At 50.3% G+C, this 19,100-nt stretch carries 17 protein-coding genes; 2 read left to right on the forward strand and 15 right to left on the reverse strand.

The window, feature by feature from the left end:
• Positions 1-4: 4 nt before the first annotated feature.
• The 9 genes from purR to V8I28_RS11115 all read right to left on the reverse strand — a co-directional run bounded on the left by purR (position 5) and on the right by V8I28_RS11115 (position 10,471).
• Positions 5-844 carry a pur operon repressor gene (purR, locus tag V8I28_RS11075; protein WP_341780161.1) on the reverse strand — a complete coding sequence of 280 codons (840 nt, stop codon included), beginning with the start codon at positions 842-844 and terminating at the stop codon, positions 5-7.
• 392 nt (positions 845-1,236) lie between these two features.
• Positions 1,237-2,034: a metal ABC transporter permease gene (locus tag V8I28_RS11080; RefSeq protein WP_341780162.1), complete on the reverse strand. Its 798-nt coding sequence runs from the start codon at positions 2,032-2,034 to the stop codon at positions 1,237-1,239.
• Positions 2,027-2,728 (reverse strand): metal ABC transporter ATP-binding protein, encoded by a 702-nt coding sequence (locus V8I28_RS11085; protein WP_341780163.1) that lies wholly within the window; start codon positions 2,726-2,728, stop codon positions 2,027-2,029. The genes V8I28_RS11080 and V8I28_RS11085 overlap by 8 nt, the downstream gene beginning before the upstream one ends.
• On the reverse strand, positions 2,728-3,654 hold the full coding sequence (locus V8I28_RS11090) for a metal ABC transporter solute-binding protein, Zn/Mn family (protein WP_341780164.1): 927 nt from the start codon (positions 3,652-3,654) through the stop codon (positions 2,728-2,730). The genes V8I28_RS11085 and V8I28_RS11090 overlap by 1 nt, the downstream gene beginning before the upstream one ends.
• 100 nt (positions 3,655-3,754) lie before the next feature.
• Positions 3,755-4,690, reverse strand: coding sequence for an alpha/beta hydrolase (locus V8I28_RS11095; RefSeq protein ID WP_341780165.1), 936 nt, complete (start codon positions 4,688-4,690; stop codon positions 3,755-3,757).
• A gap of 732 nt (positions 4,691-5,422) precedes the next feature.
• Entirely contained in the window at positions 5,423-6,334 is a 912-nt protein-coding gene (locus tag V8I28_RS11100; RefSeq protein ID WP_341780166.1) for an ROK family protein, read from the reverse strand.
• Entirely contained in the window at positions 6,318-7,799 is a 1,482-nt protein-coding gene (locus V8I28_RS11105) for a 6-phospho-beta-glucosidase (RefSeq protein ID WP_445928211.1), read from the reverse strand. Before V8I28_RS11105 ends, V8I28_RS11100 begins: the two co-directional genes overlap by 17 nt.
• A 92-nt stretch (positions 7,800-7,891) precedes the next feature.
• Positions 7,892-9,049, reverse strand: a complete 1,158-nt coding sequence (locus V8I28_RS11110) for an ROK family transcriptional regulator (RefSeq protein ID WP_341780168.1) — start codon at positions 9,047-9,049, stop codon at positions 7,892-7,894.
• 21 nt (positions 9,050-9,070) lie between these two features.
• Positions 9,071-10,471 carry a glycoside-pentoside-hexuronide (GPH):cation symporter gene (locus tag V8I28_RS11115; protein WP_341780169.1) on the reverse strand — a complete coding sequence of 467 codons (1,401 nt, stop codon included), beginning with the start codon at positions 10,469-10,471 and terminating at the stop codon, positions 9,071-9,073.
• Between the two features lie 502 nt (positions 10,472-10,973).
• Between V8I28_RS11115 and yicI the strand changes: the two genes are divergently transcribed.
• Positions 10,974-13,262: an alpha-xylosidase gene (yicI, locus tag V8I28_RS11120; RefSeq protein ID WP_341780170.1), complete on the forward strand. Its 2,289-nt coding sequence runs from the start codon at positions 10,974-10,976 to the stop codon at positions 13,260-13,262.
• A 106-nt stretch (positions 13,263-13,368) separates the two neighbouring features.
• On the opposite strand, the gene V8I28_RS11125 is transcribed toward yicI, so the two are convergent.
• The 6 genes from V8I28_RS11125 to V8I28_RS11150 form a co-directional block, all read right to left on the reverse strand.
• Positions 13,369-13,566 (reverse strand): hypothetical protein, encoded by a 198-nt coding sequence (locus V8I28_RS11125; RefSeq protein ID WP_341780171.1) that lies wholly within the window; start codon positions 13,564-13,566, stop codon positions 13,369-13,371.
• Between the two features lie 148 nt (positions 13,567-13,714).
• On the reverse strand, positions 13,715-14,254 hold the full coding sequence (locus V8I28_RS11130; RefSeq protein ID WP_341780172.1) for a uracil-DNA glycosylase family protein: 540 nt from the start codon (positions 14,252-14,254) through the stop codon (positions 13,715-13,717).
• Between the two features lie 55 nt (positions 14,255-14,309).
• Positions 14,310-15,497, reverse strand: a complete 1,188-nt coding sequence (locus V8I28_RS11135; protein WP_341780173.1) for an FRG domain-containing protein — start codon at positions 15,495-15,497, stop codon at positions 14,310-14,312.
• Positions 15,490-16,059, reverse strand: coding sequence for an ImmA/IrrE family metallo-endopeptidase (locus tag V8I28_RS11140; protein WP_341780174.1), 570 nt, complete (start codon positions 16,057-16,059; stop codon positions 15,490-15,492). The genes V8I28_RS11135 and V8I28_RS11140 overlap by 8 nt, the downstream gene beginning before the upstream one ends.
• A gap of 125 nt (positions 16,060-16,184) precedes the next feature.
• Positions 16,185-17,039 (reverse strand): 4-(cytidine 5'-diphospho)-2-C-methyl-D-erythritol kinase, encoded by an 855-nt coding sequence (gene ispE / locus V8I28_RS11145; RefSeq protein WP_341780175.1) that lies wholly within the window; start codon positions 17,037-17,039, stop codon positions 16,185-16,187.
• Between the two features lie 254 nt (positions 17,040-17,293).
• On the reverse strand, positions 17,294-18,154 hold the full coding sequence (locus V8I28_RS11150) for an arginase family protein (protein ID WP_341780176.1): 861 nt from the start codon (positions 18,152-18,154) through the stop codon (positions 17,294-17,296).
• Between the two features lie 70 nt (positions 18,155-18,224).
• Between V8I28_RS11150 and V8I28_RS11155 the strand changes: the two genes are divergently transcribed.
• The gene (locus tag V8I28_RS11155; RefSeq protein ID WP_341780177.1) at positions 18,225-19,061 is read left to right on the forward strand and encodes a MerR family transcriptional regulator; all 837 of its coding nucleotides are present in this window, start codon (positions 18,225-18,227) and stop codon (positions 19,059-19,061) included.
• Positions 19,062-19,100: the final 39 nt, after the last annotated feature.

Consider the following 19,100-nt stretch of genomic DNA (forward strand, 5'->3'; position numbering starts at 1 on the left):
TCTCCTAATTTAATGAATTCTGGTCATCGCCGAAGATCTGGGTCAGGTAATTCCCTGGTGCCACACGGATCTGTTCGTCCGCCGTTTGAATCTTCAGTAATGAGGTGTACTTGCTAACGGTCCGTTGCCCGTCAAAATCGCCCTCGGCAAAGACGGCGACCCCGGCGAGTTGCGAATCGAATTCGTCCACGAGAGACCGCAGACCACCCACGGTACCGCCGCCCTTCATGTAATCATCCACAATCAGGACGCGGGAATTGGGTTTAACACTGCGCTTGGACAGGGCCATGCGTTCGATGCGCTTGGTCGAGCCGGATACGTAGTTCACACTGACCGTCGAGCCTTCCGTGATCTGAGAATCGTGGCGGACAATCACGAATGGGACGTTCAGGTAATTGGCCACACTCTGGGCCAACGGGATACCCTTCGTGGCGACCGTCACCACGACATCGACCGACTGATTCAGGTACTGGGTGGCTAAGATCCGCCCAATCTGCCGCAGTGCCGATGGCCGGCCGAGAATATCCGACATGTACACGTAGCCCCCGGGGAGATACCGATCGGCTTCGGACAATTCCGTAATCATTTCGTCAACGAATTGTTCGGCTTCTTCTCGTAAAATGTAAGGGATAAATCGGGCCCCACCAGCAGCCCCGGGCACGGTCTCCAGCAGACCAGTGCCGCGGGCTTGGAAGGTCCGCTTCAGAATCGTCAAATCTTCACTGATGGAAGACTTGGCCGACTCGTACCGCGCCGCGAAAAATGTCAATGACACCAATTGGTGCGGTCGTTCTAATAAATACCGGGTCATATCGACTAACCGGTCACTTCTTCTGACTTTCAACCTCTTCACCTCAACTATTTCTTTAGAGTTAATTGTAAGCCCAATTTTAGCATAAATGTTCGGGTTTTTCGTTACATTTCGGTTAGAATTAAGAATTTTTTGGACCGTTTGCCAAAATGAAAGCGCAAAACGAGATGACACCGTCTTGAAAACGCGGAGAAAACGGTCGCGAGTGCCATCCCAGCTAGTCGGCCGGTGCGGCCTGGGCCGACCACCCGTGTGGCCCATTTCTCCCTTACTCAGCCTACCGTTTTCGGCGACCGGACTCAACTCATAACTCCCGGGTCCCTAAAAAAGAGCCGTGGTTCACCGTCCTTAATCGTTGGTGGACCACAGCTCTCAAACCGTTTAATTTAATTCGTTATCGTCGCAAATTTCGAAGCATTGCCGACTTATTCTGCCGTCTGCAGTCGTTGCCACCCCAATGCGATAAAATAAAAGATGGCTTCGATGGCCGCGATGAAGAAGGACACGGGGAAATTGGTCACGTAACTCAGGACCAAACCGCTCCAAACACCGATCAGGGCCAACGCAATCGCTAACACCATCATTCCCCCCACCGTGTGGGCGAAGTACTTGGCCGTTGCGGCCGGCAGTGTCAACAGGATGAAGATTAACAAGGACCCGACGATCTGGGCGGCCACGCTGACACTCAACGCCAGCAAGACCAGAAACGTAATCGACAAAACGTTGGTCCACAGCCCCTTGACCCGGGCCCCGGTGTGGTCGAACGAATCGAACTTCAAGAACCGATAGATCACGAAGACCACCACCAGGACCAGGAGTGACAGCCACAACATTTGCCGCACATCACCGGCGCTAATCCCAATCACGCTCCCGAATAAAATGCTGGTGGCGTAACTGGCATTCTTATTGGCCAAAGAAAGGAAGAGAATCCCTAACCCAATGAACAACGCGGAGATGGCACTGGTGGCCGCCTCGCGCCGTTCGGACCGCGCCGACAGCTGGCCCACGATGACCGAGCTCACGACGGTAAACAGTAGCATCCCGTTCAAGGGCGCCCAGCCGGCGAAGACCCCGAAGGCCGCACCGGAAAAGCCAATTTCGGACAGCGTGTGGGTCAGAAAAGACATGTTCCGCGCGATGACGAAGACGCCCATGATGCCACAGATAATGGCGATAATCGTCCCGGCCGCGAAGGCGTTACGCATAAATTCATAACTAAACATTTTCGCCCTCCCACACCTTTTCGGTTGTTAGTTGTGCAATCGGTCCCTGTTCAATCCCACCAGGCGTCAACATCAGGTAGTGTTGCGTATACTTCTGCGCCATGGGAATATCGTGCGTGACAAAGAGCACGGTCAACCTCAGCCGCCGATTGAGTTCCGCGACCAAGTCCAGCAGTTCCGTCTTAGTCACGGGATCCAAGCTAGCAGTGGATTCGTCCAAGATTAACAGATTGGGCGCTTCCACCAGGGCTTGAGCCAGGTAGGCCTTTTGCTTTTCCCCACCGGAGGCCTGGCCAATCGGTCGTTTAGCCAACTGCTTCAACCCGGTTTGATCCAGGATTTTCGCTACTTTGGCGCGTTCCTTGCCCGACAACCACGGCAACTTCCAGCCGGTGAGGTTCAATCCGACGAAGTCCTTAATCGTCAAGGGATAGTCGGCATCGATGTTGCGAAATTGCGGCACGTAGCCGATCGTAACGTCACTTTGGCTGGGCAGATAGGTAATCTTACCGTGCGTCGGCCGCAACTGATGCAGAATGGTCCGCATCAGCGTGGTCTTGCCCACCCCGTTCTTGCCAATAATGCTCCAGATCTCGCCCTGTCGAATCGTCAGGTTGAGGTCGCTGAAGACGGGATGGTTGGGAAACGTCACCCCGAGATGTTCCAATTTTAAAATGGGTGCAGCGTCTGCCATTATGACCGTCCCTCCTTCGCTTGAATCCGTTGAACTTGTTGATACTGTTTGAGCATCCACGTCCGGTAGGTTTGATGAACCGGCATGGTTTCCGTCACCTTCACGATGGGAATGTCGTATTTCTTGGCCAAGTTCACCATCGCCGTGACATTTTTACTGGTATTTTGCGTGTTTTCGACAAAAAAGGCAATACGCCGGTGCTTGATCTGATTCTGTAATCGGGTGATATCGGCCGGCGTGGGGTCGCTATCTTCCTCGATTGATTGCGCAAAGTGCCCGTCGCTAATGCGATAGCCCATCGCTTTCAAGGCCATATCGAAGACGGGTTCACTCACGGCAACCGCCTGCCGATCGCTGTGTTTGGCCAACTGCTTCGCCAGCCGCGGCAACACCGCCAACTGACGCTCATAGGCCGCTCCCCGCCGCCGAAATTCGGCCGCATGCCGGGGCTCCAGCTTACTGAATTGTTTGACCAGGTGCCGGGTGACCTTCACCATCGTGGTGGGGTCGGTCCACAGGTGGGGATTATCCCCGGTCTTTTTCCCCATCAGCGTGCCAATCGTCAGCTTCTTGGTCTGAGCGGCATCGTTAGCCGCCACGACGCGATCCATCCAGCTATCGTATCCCAGGCCATTCTCAATGACGACATCGGCCTTAGCGACCATTTTAGCAGTCTTCACGTCCGGCTCGTAACTCTCGGCATCGATGCTCGGACTGTTAATGACCGTGCTCACCTGACCGCGGTCACCCAAGATGGCCTTCGCAGCCTCACCATAGAAGCCCAGCGTGGCCACCACGTGAATCTGATTATCGGCATGCTTAGTGGTGGTCGTCGCCTCACAACCACTCAGTGTGACGCCCACCATTAAGAGGGCCAGCACGACCCAGAGCCCGCGCCAGCGAAATTTGTATCCTGCATGCTTCAATCAAGTCATCTCATTTCTCCGCCAAATATGTAAACAGTAATGATTACCGTTTAATATGTTACCAGATAATGAAAACTTGTCAACCAGCCTTTAAACTTCCTTAATCGACATACTTTTCTAGGAAATTCGCCATCAAGCGGTCATACTTGGCCGGATCGGCGTCTCGGGTGGCGATGTGGGCCGCCTCGGGATCGCGGTACTTCTCCTTGGGACCCGCGGCCGCGCGGTATAAGACATCCAAGTTCTCAACCGGTACCGTCTGGTCGTTGGCGCCCTGAATCAGCAGTAGCGGCAAATGCGTGTGCCGGAGTTGTTCGGCAATGTCGCCATCGGCCAAGCGATATCCCTCCGCCAGCCGGGAATACTGGTCGGCAATCGGCACGATTGGGTATGTTGGCAGGTGATATTTGTGGCGAATCCGGAAACGCGCCTCGGCCAACACCGATGCGTAACCCGAATCGGCAATCACGGCCTTGACGTTGTGCGGCAGGTCCTCGCCAGCCGTGGCCATTACCGTGGCCGCGCCCATGGAAATTCCCATCAATACGATCTCACAGTCATCCCCGTACTTCGCAATCACCTGATTAATCCAGCCGGTGTAGTCCAGCCGATCCGGCCAGCCATAACCAATCGTGTGGCCCTCGCTTTCGCCGTGCGCCCGGGCATCCGGCATCAGAACGTGATAGCCCCAGCCGTGAAAGACGCGGGCGTAGGGAATCATCTGCTCGCGAGCGTGTCCCAGCCCGTGCGCCAGAATGGCCACCTTCTTACTGGGGTGTTCGGCCTCAACCAGACTTGCCCGGAGAATCAGGCCATCCAGGCTGGTCTGCGTCCACTCTGCGGGGTCGTGCCGCAAGTACCACGCATTATCCTCGGCCGTGTTCTCCGCAATGGCGCGCCGCTTGGTCTTGACTCGATTGCGACTAAACGACTTCGTGGCCGCTTGATAGACGATTGCGGCGCCACCCAGTACACTCACGGCGCTCACTGCAGCCGCGGCGGTCGTGCCGGCTAAAATTTTCTGCCAAGTTTTCATAATCCGTCCCTCATTTCTCGTTAATTGCGGCGACGCCGTCCATGGCCGTCCACCGTCTCGGATCCATGCGCCATCGACGTGAAATCACCGCTAGTCTAGCGTTATTACCTCTACTCTAGCTAAAAATGAGAACGTTTTCCACTCTTTACCTCAAAACTTTTTGCGAACCGCTAACTTTTCAAAACTTCCGGACTTATTGAACGTTGCTCACCTATCATGCCGGATTCTCCTCGGAAATACCAGCCACTCGTCTTACAAATTTAGTTATACGCAAAAGGGCGCCAGATCAACGTTTTGTTGACCTAACGCTCTCTTATTTATTCACCAACTAAGAGGTAAAAATAGATTTAACACGTTGATTTCCGGAACAACAGTATCCCGTCCACTAAAATTAGTGAAATCAGGAGCCTACGACTGCCAGGGATTCAGCCTGCTATGGGGGCTGCTGGAGACACCCCTGACAATCTCCAGCAAGGTGGTGCTTACCGGCAGCATCGAAGTTTGTCGACAAATCAGTCGTTATCCGGGGTTAAGCCGCTGATTATTGGCCAGCGCTTTCGCAGCCGCGAGTGAAGCGGAATCTAGGCTCAGCCGGGGGATTTAGCGGCATTTTTTGCCGTTAAATCGGTGACTTTGAGACGGCGGGCTTCCGGCTCAAAGCAAGGACTGAGACCGCTCTATGGCTCGGTCCGGCGTTCCAACCTAGATTCCGCGAACGGCAAGGCAGCCAGCCTAGATCATCGAAATAGCTGCCGCCTCGGAATCATGCTGATGGTCGCTGTAGAACTGGAAAACGGCTCCCACCAAATTGGCATCGTTGTGGAATCGGCAAGGCCGGACGTCCGCGGTCAACGGTGCTCCGTGGCGGCCCATCAACAGCTGGACGCGCCGCTGAATTTCCGTGACGAAGCCGGGCCGTTCCGAGATGCCACCGCCAATCAGTAGTCGTTCAGGGTTCAATCCCACCAGCAAGTTGAAGGCCGCCCGACTTAGCCAGTTCAACATGTCTTCAATACACCGCTGGGCTAGACGGTCGCCGTTATCCGCGGCCTGATAAACGTTGCGCGCCGTAACGGGACCACTCTTGGCCAACTGTTGATAACGCCGCGCCATGTGAACGGGGCTCCCCAGTTCGCTGAGGGTCTCGCCACGCTCGTTCATGACCTGATAGCCGAATTCCCCGGTAAAATTCTGTCGACCGGAGACGAGCTGGCCATCCATGATGAGCGCGCCGCCGATGCCGGTGCCAATCACCAACAACGCGGCGTCGCTAACGTCTTGTGCGTTGCCCTGCCAAGCCTCGGCCAGTGCGGCACAGTTCGCGTCATTTTGAATGCTGACCGGTACCTTCAACGCAGACTCTAGCGTGGTAACTATTGGAAACCCGTTGAGGTAGTCCACGGCGCTGGTGCCGGAAATCTTCCCAGCGGCAGTGTCCACGCTACCGGGGAGGCTGACGGCCACCCCGACAAACGGTAGGTTCAGCGCCGCCTTAACTCGCACGATGGCCGTCAGCAGGTCTGACCAAGTCGCTGGCGTGGCGAAGCGGTCCTTCCGCGTTAGTTTTTGCTGCGACCAGACCCCGTATTTAACGGTGGTCCCGCCAATATCAATCACCAAGAGTGGTTCAGGCTTTACGGTCATCTTGTTCACCCACTGTCTGTTCGAGGTCGGCCCCGTTCGTGGCAATCACGTGCTGGTACCAGTAGAAGGAATCCTTCCGATAGCGCGCAAGGCTACCGCTACCATCATCGTTGCGGTCCACGTAAATGAAGCCGTATCGTTTCGACAACTGCCCGGTGCTGGCCGACACGATGTCGATGGCACTCCACGGCGTATAGCCCATGACGTCCACGCCATCCTCGACAATTGCTAGCTTCATCTGGGCAATGTGGTCGCGCAGATAATCTATCCGGTAACCATCGTGGACGTGGTGTTCCGGCGTTAATTCGTCAATGGCCCCAATCCCATTTTCAACCACAAAGAGTGGCAGGTGGTAGCGGTCATTCATCCAATTCAAAGCGTAGCGCAAGCCTTCGGGATCGACTTGCCAGCCCCAATCCGACTGTGGCACGAATTGGTTGGTGACCAGATCTTGGGATTCATTGTAGGAGAACTGGGCGTCTTCGTGGTCGCTGGCCTGGGTGGCAAAGGACATGTAGTAACTGAAGCCGAGGTAGTCGACCGTTCCCTTCTGCAGGTTGGCGAGGTCGGCCGGGGTGATATCGAGGTCAAAGTGCTTGGCCGTGAAGTAGTGGGTCAACCACGTTGGGTACTGCCCCTCCACCTGAACATCGGAGAACCAGAAGCGTGCCTGCATGGCCCGTTGCGCCTTGAAGACGTCGCGTGGCTTGTCAGTCGCCGGATAGACCGGTGAGAAGGCCACCATGGCCCCAATTTGGAAGTCGGGGTTGATGCTGTGTCCAATCTGAACGGCCAAAGAACTCGCCACGACCTCGTAGTGGGCCGCCTGATACATGATGGCTTCGGCGTCCTCACCCGGCTTAACCTGGAAGCCGGAGTTCGTGAATAACGTAAATTCACGGTCGTAATTCGTTTGATTATTAATTTCATTAAAGGTCAGCCAGTACTTCACCTTATCTTGGTAGCGAGTAAAGACGGCGCGGGCGAACCGGGTAAAGAAGGTAATCGTCTTGCGGCTCCGGAAGCCTCCGTATTCGGTGACCAAGTGGTACGGCATCTCAAAATGCGAGAGGGTCACGACCGGTTCAATCCCGTACTTATGGCATTCATCGAACAAGCGATCGTAAAACGCCAGCCCCTCTTCGTTGGGTTCCAGCTCATCGCCCTGCGGAAAAATTCGTGACCAGGCAATCGAGGTCCGGAAGCTCTTGAAGCCCATTTCGGCAAATAACTTCACGTCCTCCGGATAACGGTGATAAAAGTCCACCGCCTCATGGTTGGGATAGAATTCACCGGGTTGCACGCCGGGCGTAATTTTCCGTTCGTCGTGGGTGCCGGCCGCCGTCATCACGTCGGCAACGCTGAGGCCCTTGCCACCAACGTTATAGGCCCCTTCGACTTGGTGGGCAGCGACGGCGCCACCCCATAAAAATCCTTTAGGAAAACTCTGATTCGTCAACTTTATTTCCTCCTCAAATTTCGATTAAAATTCGCGATTAAAGCAAAGCACGGGCCGTCCAGCCCAAAATAGCCGTACGTCCCGTACTTTCGTGAAGTCTAATGATGAAAAATTAAGCGTGTGTTCGGCATGTCCAATACCTGATGAATCGCCAGCGAGGCGCCACCCAATAAGGTCGCGTACTTGGCGTCCTTGGACATGACCAGCGGTGGTACGAGTGGCATGAAGCTCAGTTTCATCTGGATATTCTTCAAGATCTCCGGCAACTGTTCGATCATCGGCGAATTGAAGAAGACCATCTGCGGGTCATACGCGGCGATTAGATCGCTGGTCACCATGGCCAGGTAGTAACAGAAGTCCTCCAGCAAACCGACAATGACCGCATCATCCTGAGCCATGGCCGTTACCAGTTCGGCCAACGTGTACTGCTTGACGCCCTTTAGCTTGGCCGCCTTCCGCAGCACCGCCGTCTCGGACCATTCGCTATCAAAGCTGGCGAGGTTCGCTAAGCGATGGCGCGGCTGGCCCGGATTCTGGATGGCAATCTGACCAATCTCGCCGGCACGGCCGTAGTTGCCGCGGTAGAGTTGCTTGTTCACCAGGATGCCGGCACCGATGCCCTCATGAATGCTGACGGACACGATGCTCTGAAGTTCCTGCTTACTAAAGTCCTGCTCGAATACGGCGGACAGATTGGCCTCGTTTTCCAGAATCACCGGCACGTGGTAGTGCTGCTTGAAATAGCCCACGAGATCGAAGTCGCCGAAATCAACGAACGGCGAGGTCACAATTTCACTCTGGTAGACGCTGCCGAAGATGGCAATCGACATGGCTTGCAGGCCGTTATCCACCTCGAAGGTTGGTAACTGTGCAATCATCTCGTCCATCTTGGCCACGATCTCCGTCACGGTTGGTTGATTCAACGGGCTTTCGCTGTGTTCCAGGGCGCGTCCGTCCAGTTGTGTCACCAGCATCCGGAGAATATCGCCGGAAATACTGAAATTAATGACGTACCCGTACGTGGCGTTAAAGGCCACAAGTTCCGCGCGGCGCCCACTGCCGGTTTTGGCCGCAGCCTCACCCTGACTGGACACCAACTTGCGGTCGATGAAGCTCCCGACAATGTCGGAGACCGTCACCTTATTCAAGCCAAGCAATTTAGAAATCTCGTTTCGCGAAATGGGCCCGTGGTTCACAATGGCCTGAAGCACCGAGCGTTCATTGTGGTCGCGCATCACATCCTTATTGATAATCATGCCGTTCACTCACTTTAATTTTTAGTCATCATCTTCTGCATTTTCACGGGCATGCTTTTCAGCTAAGTCACTTTGCATCTTGCCTTCAATGCCGTCTACGTGGTAGAACAACAGGGCAATTCCGGAAAGGGCGAAGCCTAACAGTGGCACCCAAATGTAGTTTAATTCAATCCCATGAAGGGCGCCGGCAGTCTGAGTCTGGTTGGCAACGTAACCAGTGGCAGATAAAATCCAACCCGTGATCACACCACCAATACCCATACCTAACTTGGCACTGAAACTGGAGAATGAGGTGACAATCCCTTCGGCACGAACCCCGTTCTTCCATTCACCATAGTCAACGGCATCGGCCAACATAACGGCGATTAAACCAGAAACGTAACCAGTTCCTAAGTACCCAACAATCGTGGCAATAATAATCATCGTGACACTCAAGTTATTAGCACCCAAGCTCAACAGTAATTGACCAACCACGGCCAGGATCATCCCGGCTAACATGGTGTTACGCTTACCGATTAACTTAGAGGTCCATGGCGTTAAGACCACGGCAACCAGCGCAACGATTTGTAAACTCAAAACAAATGAAGCTAACGTGGCATCGTGCATGTTGTACTTGAAGAAGTAAACCGTCACTTGTGAACGCGTCTGCATCCCCATCCAGTAGATGAAATTGATGAAGATGATGATGGCCCATGGCCAGTTACGCTTCAAGGCACGCAGAGAATCTTTGATTGGAATGGACTTCCGGGAACTCTTGGTCTGAACCCGTTCAGTCGTGTACTTGAACACGAAACCAAAGATAATAACCACGATAATCCCAACGATCAAGGCCCAGATGAACCAGCCACGAGCACTCGTCGTTGAGCCATGACCGAAGAAGGCAACCATCGTTAAGGTAATCCCAGTAATGATAGTGGCACCGGCAGTTCCCATGAATTGCCGAATCGTAGACAACGTAACCCGCTCTTGAGGATTGCTAGTTAATGATGGCAAGATAGAAGTAATCGGAATATTGACGGCCGAGTAAAGGACATCAACCCCAATGTAGGTTATGTACGCCCAAACTAATTTCCACGTTAAGCTCATGCTTGGCGTGGTGAAGACCAGGACACAGAAGACCGCGAATGGAATAGAGAACCATAACCAGTATGGCCGACTCTTCCCCCACTTCGTATGGGTGTGGTCAATCATGATTCCCCAGAATGGCCCATCAAAGGCATCCACGATCCGGGCAACCAGGAACAGCGTCCCAACAGCTGCGGCACTGAGGCCAAAAGTATCAGTGTAGAAAATCATTAAGTACGTTCCCACCATTTGGAAGGACAGGTTGCAGGCGAAATCACTAAAACTATAAGCGATTCGTTCGTTCCACGGCACCATGTTCTTCGTCGTAATGGCGGCTTTAGGAGCATTTTCACTCATAAGTACCCACCTCTATAAGTTATGAATCGAATGATGAAGATTGAAAGTATTGCGAAAACGTCGACGTTCAAAGAAATTCAATTTTCAATGCATAGCATACTGTAACCGCTTTCAGTTGTCAATATAATTTTCATGTCGCTTAACCGTTTACGCCCGGGTGGTCTGGGTGTCAGGCCCAATCTGATAAGATTTCAGCCAGATTTGAAAAATTTGAGAATTTTGTTATTACCTATTGTAAAATCCGTTTTAACTAAGTTAGCTACCGATAACTCGCTCGAATGGCCGTTGGGTCTCCCCCATTCAGGAGCGGCTAGTCCGTGGATCCGGAAAATTTATTTTCAGTGATCGTTAACCGTATAACGCCCCGGTGGCGCGGCGACTGGCCAGTTACCCGCTTAAAACGAGCCCAAATGTAAGCGTTGACATTTTGGATTCAGCAACGTACACTGGGTTTGTCGATTAAGAAATTCAATTTCCTAAAAAATTCAAGAGGTGTTTATCCATGAAGTTTACGAATGGCTACTGGCTAGACCGACCACAATACCAAATTGAATCACCACGTGAAGTCTTCGACTATAAGAAGACGGACAAGCAATTAACGTTGTACGCACCCTTCAAGTTCATCAACGAACGGGGCGACGAACTTAACTTAGGGATGAGTACGATTAAGTTGACCTCCCCGATTGAAGGCGTGATTGGCGTTAAGCTGACCCACTTCGATCAAGATACCAAGGGGCCTTCTTATGAAATTAACGACCAAAACCCTGACGTCGACATTACCACGGGCGATAAGGAATTAACCTTCAAGTCCGGTGAGTTGACGGCTCGGATTCCATTCAAGACCGCTTTCCAACTCGACTTCTTGCATGACGATCATCTGTTAACGCAATCCTTGGACAAGGCCCAAGGGGTTATTCACGACAAGTCCACCAACATCGACTACATGCGTGAACAACTCTCCGTTGGCGTGGAAGATAAGGTTTATGGTTTAGGTGAACGCTTCGGTAACTTTGTGAAGAACGGCCAAGAAGTCCGCATCGATAACCAAGATGGTGGGACGGCTTCCGAACAATCTTACAAGAACATTCCATTCTACTTAACGGATGCTGGCTACGGGGTCTTCGTTGACGAACCACAACCCGTTGACTTTGAAATCACTTCAGAAAACGTTGACCGGGTTCAATTCAGTACCGAAGGCCAATCCTTACAGTACTACGTGATCTACGGACCAACACCACAAGAAATCTTACACCGTTACACCGAATTAACCGGTCAGATGCAATTACCACCAGCATGGTCATTCGGTCTCTGGTTGACGACGTCCTTCACCACTGATTACAGTGAAGAAACCGTCTTGAAGTTTATCGATGGGATGAAGGAACACAACATTCCATTGGATGTCTTCCACTTTGACTGCTTCTGGCAAAAGGGCTTCGAATGGTCCAACATGGAATGGGACCGCGATGAATTCCCAGATCCAGAAGGCTTAATCAAGAAGATTCACGACCGGGGCATCAAGGTTTGTGTCTGGTTGAATCCTTACATCGCCCAAAAGGGGAAGATGTTTGAAGAAGGTAAGAAGAACGGCTACTTCGTTAAACGCGAAGATGGCAACATCTGGCAATGGGACCTCTGGCAAGCCGGCAACGCCTTTGTTGACTTCACCAACCCTGAAGCAACGAAATGGTACAAGAGCAAGTTAAAGGCCTTACTTGACATGGGCGTTGACTGCTTCAAGACCGACTTCGGTGAACGGATTCCAGTTGACGATGCCGTCTTCTTCGATGGCTCCGATCCTAAGCGCGAACACAACTACTACACCCTGCAATACAACAAGGCCGTCTTCGAGACGATCCAAGAAGTTAAGGGTGAAGATGAAGCGGTTGTCTTTGCTCGTTCCGCAACGGTTGGTTCCCAGAAGTACCCATTACACTGGGGTGGCGATGCCTTATCTAACTTCAAGAACATGTCCGATACCTTACATGGTGGGCTGTCCTTCTTGAGTTCTGGCTTTGCCTTCTGGAGCCACGATATTGGTGGGTTCGAAGATGGTCCAGATACCCCTACGCCAGACCTGTACAAGCGTTGGACGCAATTCGGGCTGTTATCTTCCCACAGTCGTTACCACGGTAGCAATGTTTACCGGGTTCCATGGAACTTCGACGATGAAGCCGTTGATAACACGCGGAAGTTCGTCAACTTGAAGTTGTCCCTGATGCCTTACCTGTACACGCAGGCTGCTCACGACACGGCTTACGGGAACCCCGTTATGCGGCCAATGTGGTTCGAATTCCAAGACGACCTGACTACCCACACGTTGGATAACCAATACATGTTTGGGAGTCAATTATTGGTTGCCCCAGTCTTCAACCATGAAGGTCATGTCAACCTCTACCTGCCAGCCGGCAAGTGGACCAGCATCATCGACGATAACGAATTCTACGATATCAAAGATGGTAAGTGGCTCAGCTTGAACTACGATGAATTAAGCCTGCCAGTCCTGGCTCGCGACAACACCATTCTCTTGCGGAATCCAAAGGCCGTTCACGCCGACTACGATTTCACCAAGGACTTGGACATTCACCTCTTCGATATGCATGAAGGCACGACCAGCACGACCGTCGTTGATCAAAAGGGTCACGACGCCGGCAAGGTCACGGTTGAACGCCATGGAAATGAACTCAAGGTTAGTGCTACCGGCTTGACTGGTTCGAACACCATCTTAGTTCACGAAAATGGTAAAGTTACGAAGGTTGCCCTTTCTGGCGACAACGCCACGATCAACCTGTAATGCTGAACGTTAATTAAATAAGTTTGAGAATCCTCACGCCACCAGCGAACCGCGAGTCGTTGGTCTTGTGAGGATTTTTTTGCGTAAATCTTGGAATGCTCCATCGCTACCCACGATGATGATTCTTCTGCTGGTCAACCGGCGGGAAGTCCGATTCAGCAGCCAAATCTGGCGTGCTGATCCCGTCTTCTAAGTGCTGCCCCATAACCAGTTGAATCAAGTCTGCTTGCGTTAGCGGCGTCCCTAGGGCCTCTTGAAGCTCTATGACCAAATTAGGATTAACCCGTCCACTCTCAATTTTCACACGCTTCACCTCACCTAGCTATCATGCCGGATTTTCTCTGACAATACCAGTCAAACGCCTTACAAATATATTTATAACTGAAAGCGCGTCAGATCAACGTTCTCGTGACCTGACGCGCTATAGTTTTATCGTTAAAATGGCGCTATTTTCATGGCTGAATAAGCTGATGAACACGGGCTTGCAGTTCCGGTACAACATCCGTCATGAACCACGGATGCTGATTCATCCAGCCGTAATTCAGCGGTGAAGGGTGAACCAGCGGAAAGTACGCCGGCAGATAATCGCGGTAGTGGGCAACCGTTGCTGTCAATGTCTTTTCTCGTTGTGGCAAGTAGTATTTTTGCGCATACTGCCCGATGAGTAGTGTCAACTTAATCTGTGGCATTAATTCCAGCAGCGGCTGGTGCCACTTATCTGCAAAACCCTTGCGTGGGGGGAGATCCCCGCCATGCTCATGCTTACCGGGATAGTAAAAGTCCAGCGGCAACACGGCTAGCTTGCCGGAGTGGTAGAACTGGTCCTTAGTCACGCCCATCCAGTCGCGGAGTCGGTTTCCGCTGGCGTCGTCCCAGAAGGTCATCGACGCTTGCGCCTGCCGACTTGGGGCCTGGCTGACCAATAAGATCTCGGCCTGAGGCTCTACGTGATACAACGGCAACATCCCCTGTTGCGTGAAATCGTGGTTCATGGGGTCCGCTTGAATGGCTTGGAAAATTTCATCTGCTTTAATCCTTATTCACTTCTTACCGATTTAATTTTTCTCGTGGTTCGATATTTTTCTGCTGAAGATAAACAATGTACTTATCAAAATCAGGAAAAAGGTTCTTTTCTAAGTAAAAATACTCTTGCAATTTCTGACTAGTATCTCGACTCAATAGAAAACTCAATCGTGTTTTCATTAAGTCCGGACTCTTCTCTCGAAGTTCATCAATATCCTTAATATTACCTTCCAATTGCTTAGCGAGCAACGGACTCGACAATTTTCTGGGCGTCTGTCCTTGTTCTTCAGAATGTGACGCCTCTTCCGGACGTAGTAACCCAAGAAGTTGCCGAAACTCCCCTTGTTGGTCTTTCAACCGATCATCTACATCACTTACGTCAAAAGCAACACGAACCTTCAAACGCGGGATTAAGTGGATCTGGGTTTCCTTGATATCATTTAAATAGTCATAGTCGAAGAAAGCCCCTTTTTGGGCCTTAATTCGTTTATTACGGTCATTTTTGACAACAGCCACGAACACATTCTCCTCGGCATGCCGCTCTTCGTCAATGGCATATAGGTCAAATGAATTAACATGCCAATGGTCGGCCGCCGCATAACCCAGAACCATGAATTGTAGCGCGATAAATGGATTTTTCGTGATATCCAACAAACTCGTTCGCATCCCATAATGCTGTAGCATGGCAAGCTGCTCTGCCCGCGCCTCGGCTCGCTCCCGACTATACGGAATATAACTTAAAATATCCGGATACTCCTTGGCAATGTCTCCATAAATCCGATCATAGGTCGTGATAAAACTCTTCTTGGTATTATTTCTAAATAGACTCGGAACCAATGGCCAATCGTCAAACTGGCCCCGAAAATAATTAAAATAGCCCTGACTTCTATCTTTAACCAACTGCTGAATCAGTTCCTTATACAAATAAAAGATATTCCAATCTTGAATATCTCCGTTCTTTAACATTTGATTGATTTTAGCAACAACCATTTTCACTTGTGAAAACAGACCATTTGACGTGGCACTCTTAAACTCTAATCTTTCAATATGATAGTGACTAAAATCACCATACTGTGCCAAGTTAAATGGATCCTGTTGTGCCCCATCACCCTGTTCTAATCGCGGCCTTACCCATATTTTAATTTCAGCTTCTGAAAACAGTTTGACCGACAACAACCGTTTTTGAACCTCATTATAGATTTCTTCAGTCATTTTTCTTCACAAATAATCTAACGTTTTGGAAGCGATAAGTCATTGATTTTTCAGATACTGCTAACTCACCAGCGATATCTTTCGTGATATCGGCAACTTGCTGCGGCGTTAGTCCCGTATCATCTAAACCTGCCTGATTAATATCTCGCTTAACGAGATTTAATAATAAGGTTCTCGGCATTAAGAGCGTAGCCGCAAAGTTATTTGCGGCCATTTCATTGCTCTTCTCTAGGACACTTTGATAAGCACCGAGATCGCTCGAACGAAATGAAATCCCATGATGGCCTAAAACATCATGTCCAATTTCATGAGCAATTGTAAACCGAATGCGCGTTTCCGGATGATTTTGATTAACCTTGATTGTACTTGTCGCCTCATCAAAGTTGCCAGAAAAATGATTGTCGCGTTTCTCATAGTTAATCTTAAGTCCCAGCAACTTCGTAATCCGTTCCAAGTCGATATACGGAGTGGCTGGAAGGAGTTGTAAATCGCCGAACTGATTGGCAAAGCTACCAAATTGATCGATAAAGCTTGATGAATAAATCTCTTTAAACTTCGTCATATTCCAGTCTCCCCTTTCTCATGAGCTCAAATATAGCATAGCTAGATGAAAACACCTAAATAAAATACCCTACACTAAAACAACAGCAACCTAATCGCCGGCTGAACTGCTGTTGCGCTAATTCTTTAAGGCAGTGGCCGCACCAAATACACCTCGCGACAAAAGCCCTTCATCCCGTTAAAGACGCGTTGGGCCCGGGATTGCTTGCTACACAGGCCAAAGACGGTCGGCCCAGTCCCGCTCATCTGTGCGGCGTCGGCGCCGAACTTCATCAATTGTTGCTTTAACTGCGTAATCTCCGGGTAACGGTGCGCCGTCAAGGGTTCCAATACGTTGCCCATCACCGCACACATCTCCTCGATATCCTGATTGCGCACAGCCCGTAACAAGCCGTCAATGTCGGGATGGTCAAGGTCGTCGTACCGAATCTGCTGAAGAATGCTGGGCGTGGACACGCTGACTTTGGGTTTCGCCAGTACCACCCAGGCCGCCGGTAACTTCGATAATGGCGTGATTCGCTCGCCGCGACCGCGCACGTGCGCCGTCCGGCCATACACGCAGTAAGGCACGTCCGAATCAATCTGAAGGCCTAACTCCGCCAACTCCTGCCAGCTCAGGCCGAGTTGCCACAATTGATTCAATCCGCGTAATACCGCGGCCGCATCGGACGAACCTCCGCCGAGCCCAGCGGCGACCGGAATGTTTTTCTTAATCCGAATGTTCACGCCCTCACCCACGTTAAAGGTCGTCTGAAGTAAGTGGGCCGCCTGATAGGCCAGATTGCGCTGATCGTTCGGCAAAAAGCCGCTGTCCGAGGCGACCCGAATGCGTTTATGCTTGGTTAACGTTTGAATTTCGACATAGTCCGCCAAGTCCACGGACGTCATGACCATGTTCCACTCTTCCGCGCCATCCTGGTGATGGTACGGCGTGTCGAGCCCGAGGTTTATCTTGGCAGGCGCCTTTTCAATCAGTTGCATGAGCTCACCTTAATTCCAGATAGGCCACCGCCTACCGTTCTCGTGAATCTGATTAAGCCTATTATACTATGGTTACGGTCAAAATAAAAAGGGTTCTCCAAACACGCGCTAAAACTGACTTTAGCCGTGCAGGACACCCTTGCACAATTTAAGTTTATCAAAAAATCTGCTGTCCTCGTCCCACGTAAGACGCGATAGTTCAATCTGATTTCTAAATAATTGGCCAATGAAGCGACGTCATCTATTTTCAGCCTTTAGTTAAAAATTGACATATTTTCCATCATTTCTTTCAGCTTTAAGGCACTCCAGGGCAGGTATTCAGCAATGGTCAAACCAACAATATCATTATCAGCGCCCAGTTTTTTCAAAACGTGACTTGCTTTATCGGGATCTAATTTACCACCAGACACGTCGTAATCCGTAACACCTGGTTTATCGAAGTATTGATCAAAGAACAGATTTCGATCTAACACATCAATATCGAAGTGAACTAAAATTTTTGAGAAATGATGCTGATTAATCCAAGCCTGAATCTTTTCAATATCGACTTGCTGGTTATCTTCCAATTGATAATCTAATCCTAATTCTGGAAGTCGCTTCTTCTCATCGGCTGTAGGCTCCTGCAGGCCGACATATAAAATCGATTCATTAGAGAAAGGATGTTTCACCAGCTTGGCTAGTTCCGGATCCCCCTTCCCCATCAAATTAGCCAAGACCATCGCATGTTCATTTGAAAATATTTGTGGATTGGAAATATCCGGATGGGCATCGATCCAAACGATGCCCACATCTTCCCCATACTTATCATGTAGATAGGCGAACGGAGCCTGTGAAACCATGCAGTTACCACCCAGAGTGATAATCTTATCGGGTAATTCAACGTCAAGTATCTTTTGTGCCGCGTGAACATTGGCTATAACTTCTGACTGGGCCGTGACCCCATTTTCCAGTTTCAACTTCGGCTGCTTATTTTGAGGTGGGGTAATCGGAACTTTGATTAATTTTTGTTGCGAGTTTTGTGGTGCCAGCCAATTAAGCAGCTGTGCACCAAAGTAATAAACGGGATTATCACCTGACTGCCAATCCGGATACATTAATCTAATTGTATTTGTCATCATGCTGACCTCCTAATTGCTTTATTGAGATCATCATAAAGTCTATACTAACCATAGAGTCAAGGAGGTCATGATGAGAAATTTTTCTATCGGTAAAATGGCAAAAATCTGTAATGTTTCTATTCAAGCGTTAAGATATTACGACAAGATTGACTTAATCAAACCAGCCATTCGTAACCCCGAAACTAATTATCGCTATTACGTTATTCAACAGGTCTTTCAAATTAATATTGTTAAGTATCTCCAATACGCCAAATTGTCTATTGAAGACATCCGCCAAGTGTTGAACTTAAAGGGTGATGCCTTGGCCAATGCTTTAACACAACAATCACGACATATTGACGACCAGATCCGGCGCCTTCAAAATAGTCAACAATTAATCAGCGGTCAAATCCAACAACTGAATGACCTTCAACAGATCACCAAACATCCCTTGAGCGTTGTTTATCAACGCCACATCAGGGAACGAACCATTCTTCAACTCCCAACCCAACCGGTCATCACCCCCCTAGACTATCCAGATAAGGAAACTAGCCAACTGGATAGACTGTTAATCGAGAATGGCACCATTGGAAATTTACAATATGGCTTCAGCTTTCCTTTAAGACCTTACCAATCAGTAACCGATATTCACTATCAAGCGATGCTCACCCAAGTCTTCACACCTCAACCACCGGAACTGAAGGCCTACTTGGGGAAAATCCCTGAAGGAAATTATTTGTGTATCTTCTTTTATTGGAACCGTCAGCAATACTTTAACCACTATCAAAAGCTCCAACGAGCCTTTCGTCACCGATCTCCAGCGTCTTCAGGGGTGGTCTACGAGATTTCATCGGTCAACGATTACGGTTATCACGATGAACATAATTTTATCACCGAACTTAGCGTTAAATTGCCTGAGAACTAACCGTTTAAGGGCTCTGCAGTCTGGGAATTTATCCCAGGC

Source organism: Levilactobacillus sp. HBUAS70063, assembly GCF_038374745.1.
In the GTDB taxonomy this organism is placed as follows: Bacteria; Bacillota; Bacilli; order Lactobacillales; family Lactobacillaceae; genus Levilactobacillus.

Coding starts and splice junctions, on each gene's coding strand:
- V8I28_RS11080 (WP_341780162.1), bottom strand. CDS start 2,034: ATGTTTAGTTATGAATTTATGCGTAACGCCTTCGCGGCCGGGACGATT.
- V8I28_RS11085 (WP_341780163.1), bottom strand. CDS start 2,728: ATGGCAGACGCTGCACCCATTTTAAAATTGGAACATCTCGGGGTGACG.
- V8I28_RS11095 (WP_341780165.1), bottom strand. CDS start 4,690: ATGAAAACTTGGCAGAAAATTTTAGCCGGCACGACCGCCGCGGCTGCA.
- V8I28_RS11100 (WP_341780166.1), bottom strand. CDS start 6,334: ATGACCGTAAAGCCTGAACCACTCTTGGTGATTGATATTGGCGGGACC.
- V8I28_RS11110 (WP_341780168.1), bottom strand. CDS start 9,049: ATGATTATCAATAAGGATGTGATGCGCGACCACAATGAACGCTCGGTG.
- V8I28_RS11115 (WP_341780169.1), bottom strand. CDS start 10,471: ATGAGTGAAAATGCTCCTAAAGCCGCCATTACGACGAAGAACATGGTG.
- yicI (WP_341780170.1), top strand. CDS start 10,974: ATGAAGTTTACGAATGGCTACTGGCTAGACCGACCACAATACCAAATT.
- V8I28_RS11130 (WP_341780172.1), bottom strand. CDS start 14,254: ATGAACCACGATTTCACGCAACAGGGGATGTTGCCGTTGTATCACGTA.
- V8I28_RS11135 (WP_341780173.1), bottom strand. CDS start 15,497: ATGACTGAAGAAATCTATAATGAGGTTCAAAAACGGTTGTTGTCGGTC.
- V8I28_RS11140 (WP_341780174.1), bottom strand. CDS start 16,059: ATGACGAAGTTTAAAGAGATTTATTCATCAAGCTTTATCGATCAATTT.
- ispE (WP_341780175.1), bottom strand. CDS start 17,039: ATGCAACTGATTGAAAAGGCGCCTGCCAAGATAAACCTCGGGCTCGAC.
- V8I28_RS11150 (WP_341780176.1), bottom strand. CDS start 18,154: ATGACAAATACAATTAGATTAATGTATCCGGATTGGCAGTCAGGTGAT.
- V8I28_RS11155 (WP_341780177.1), top strand. CDS start 18,225: ATGATGAGAAATTTTTCTATCGGTAAAATGGCAAAAATCTGTAATGTT.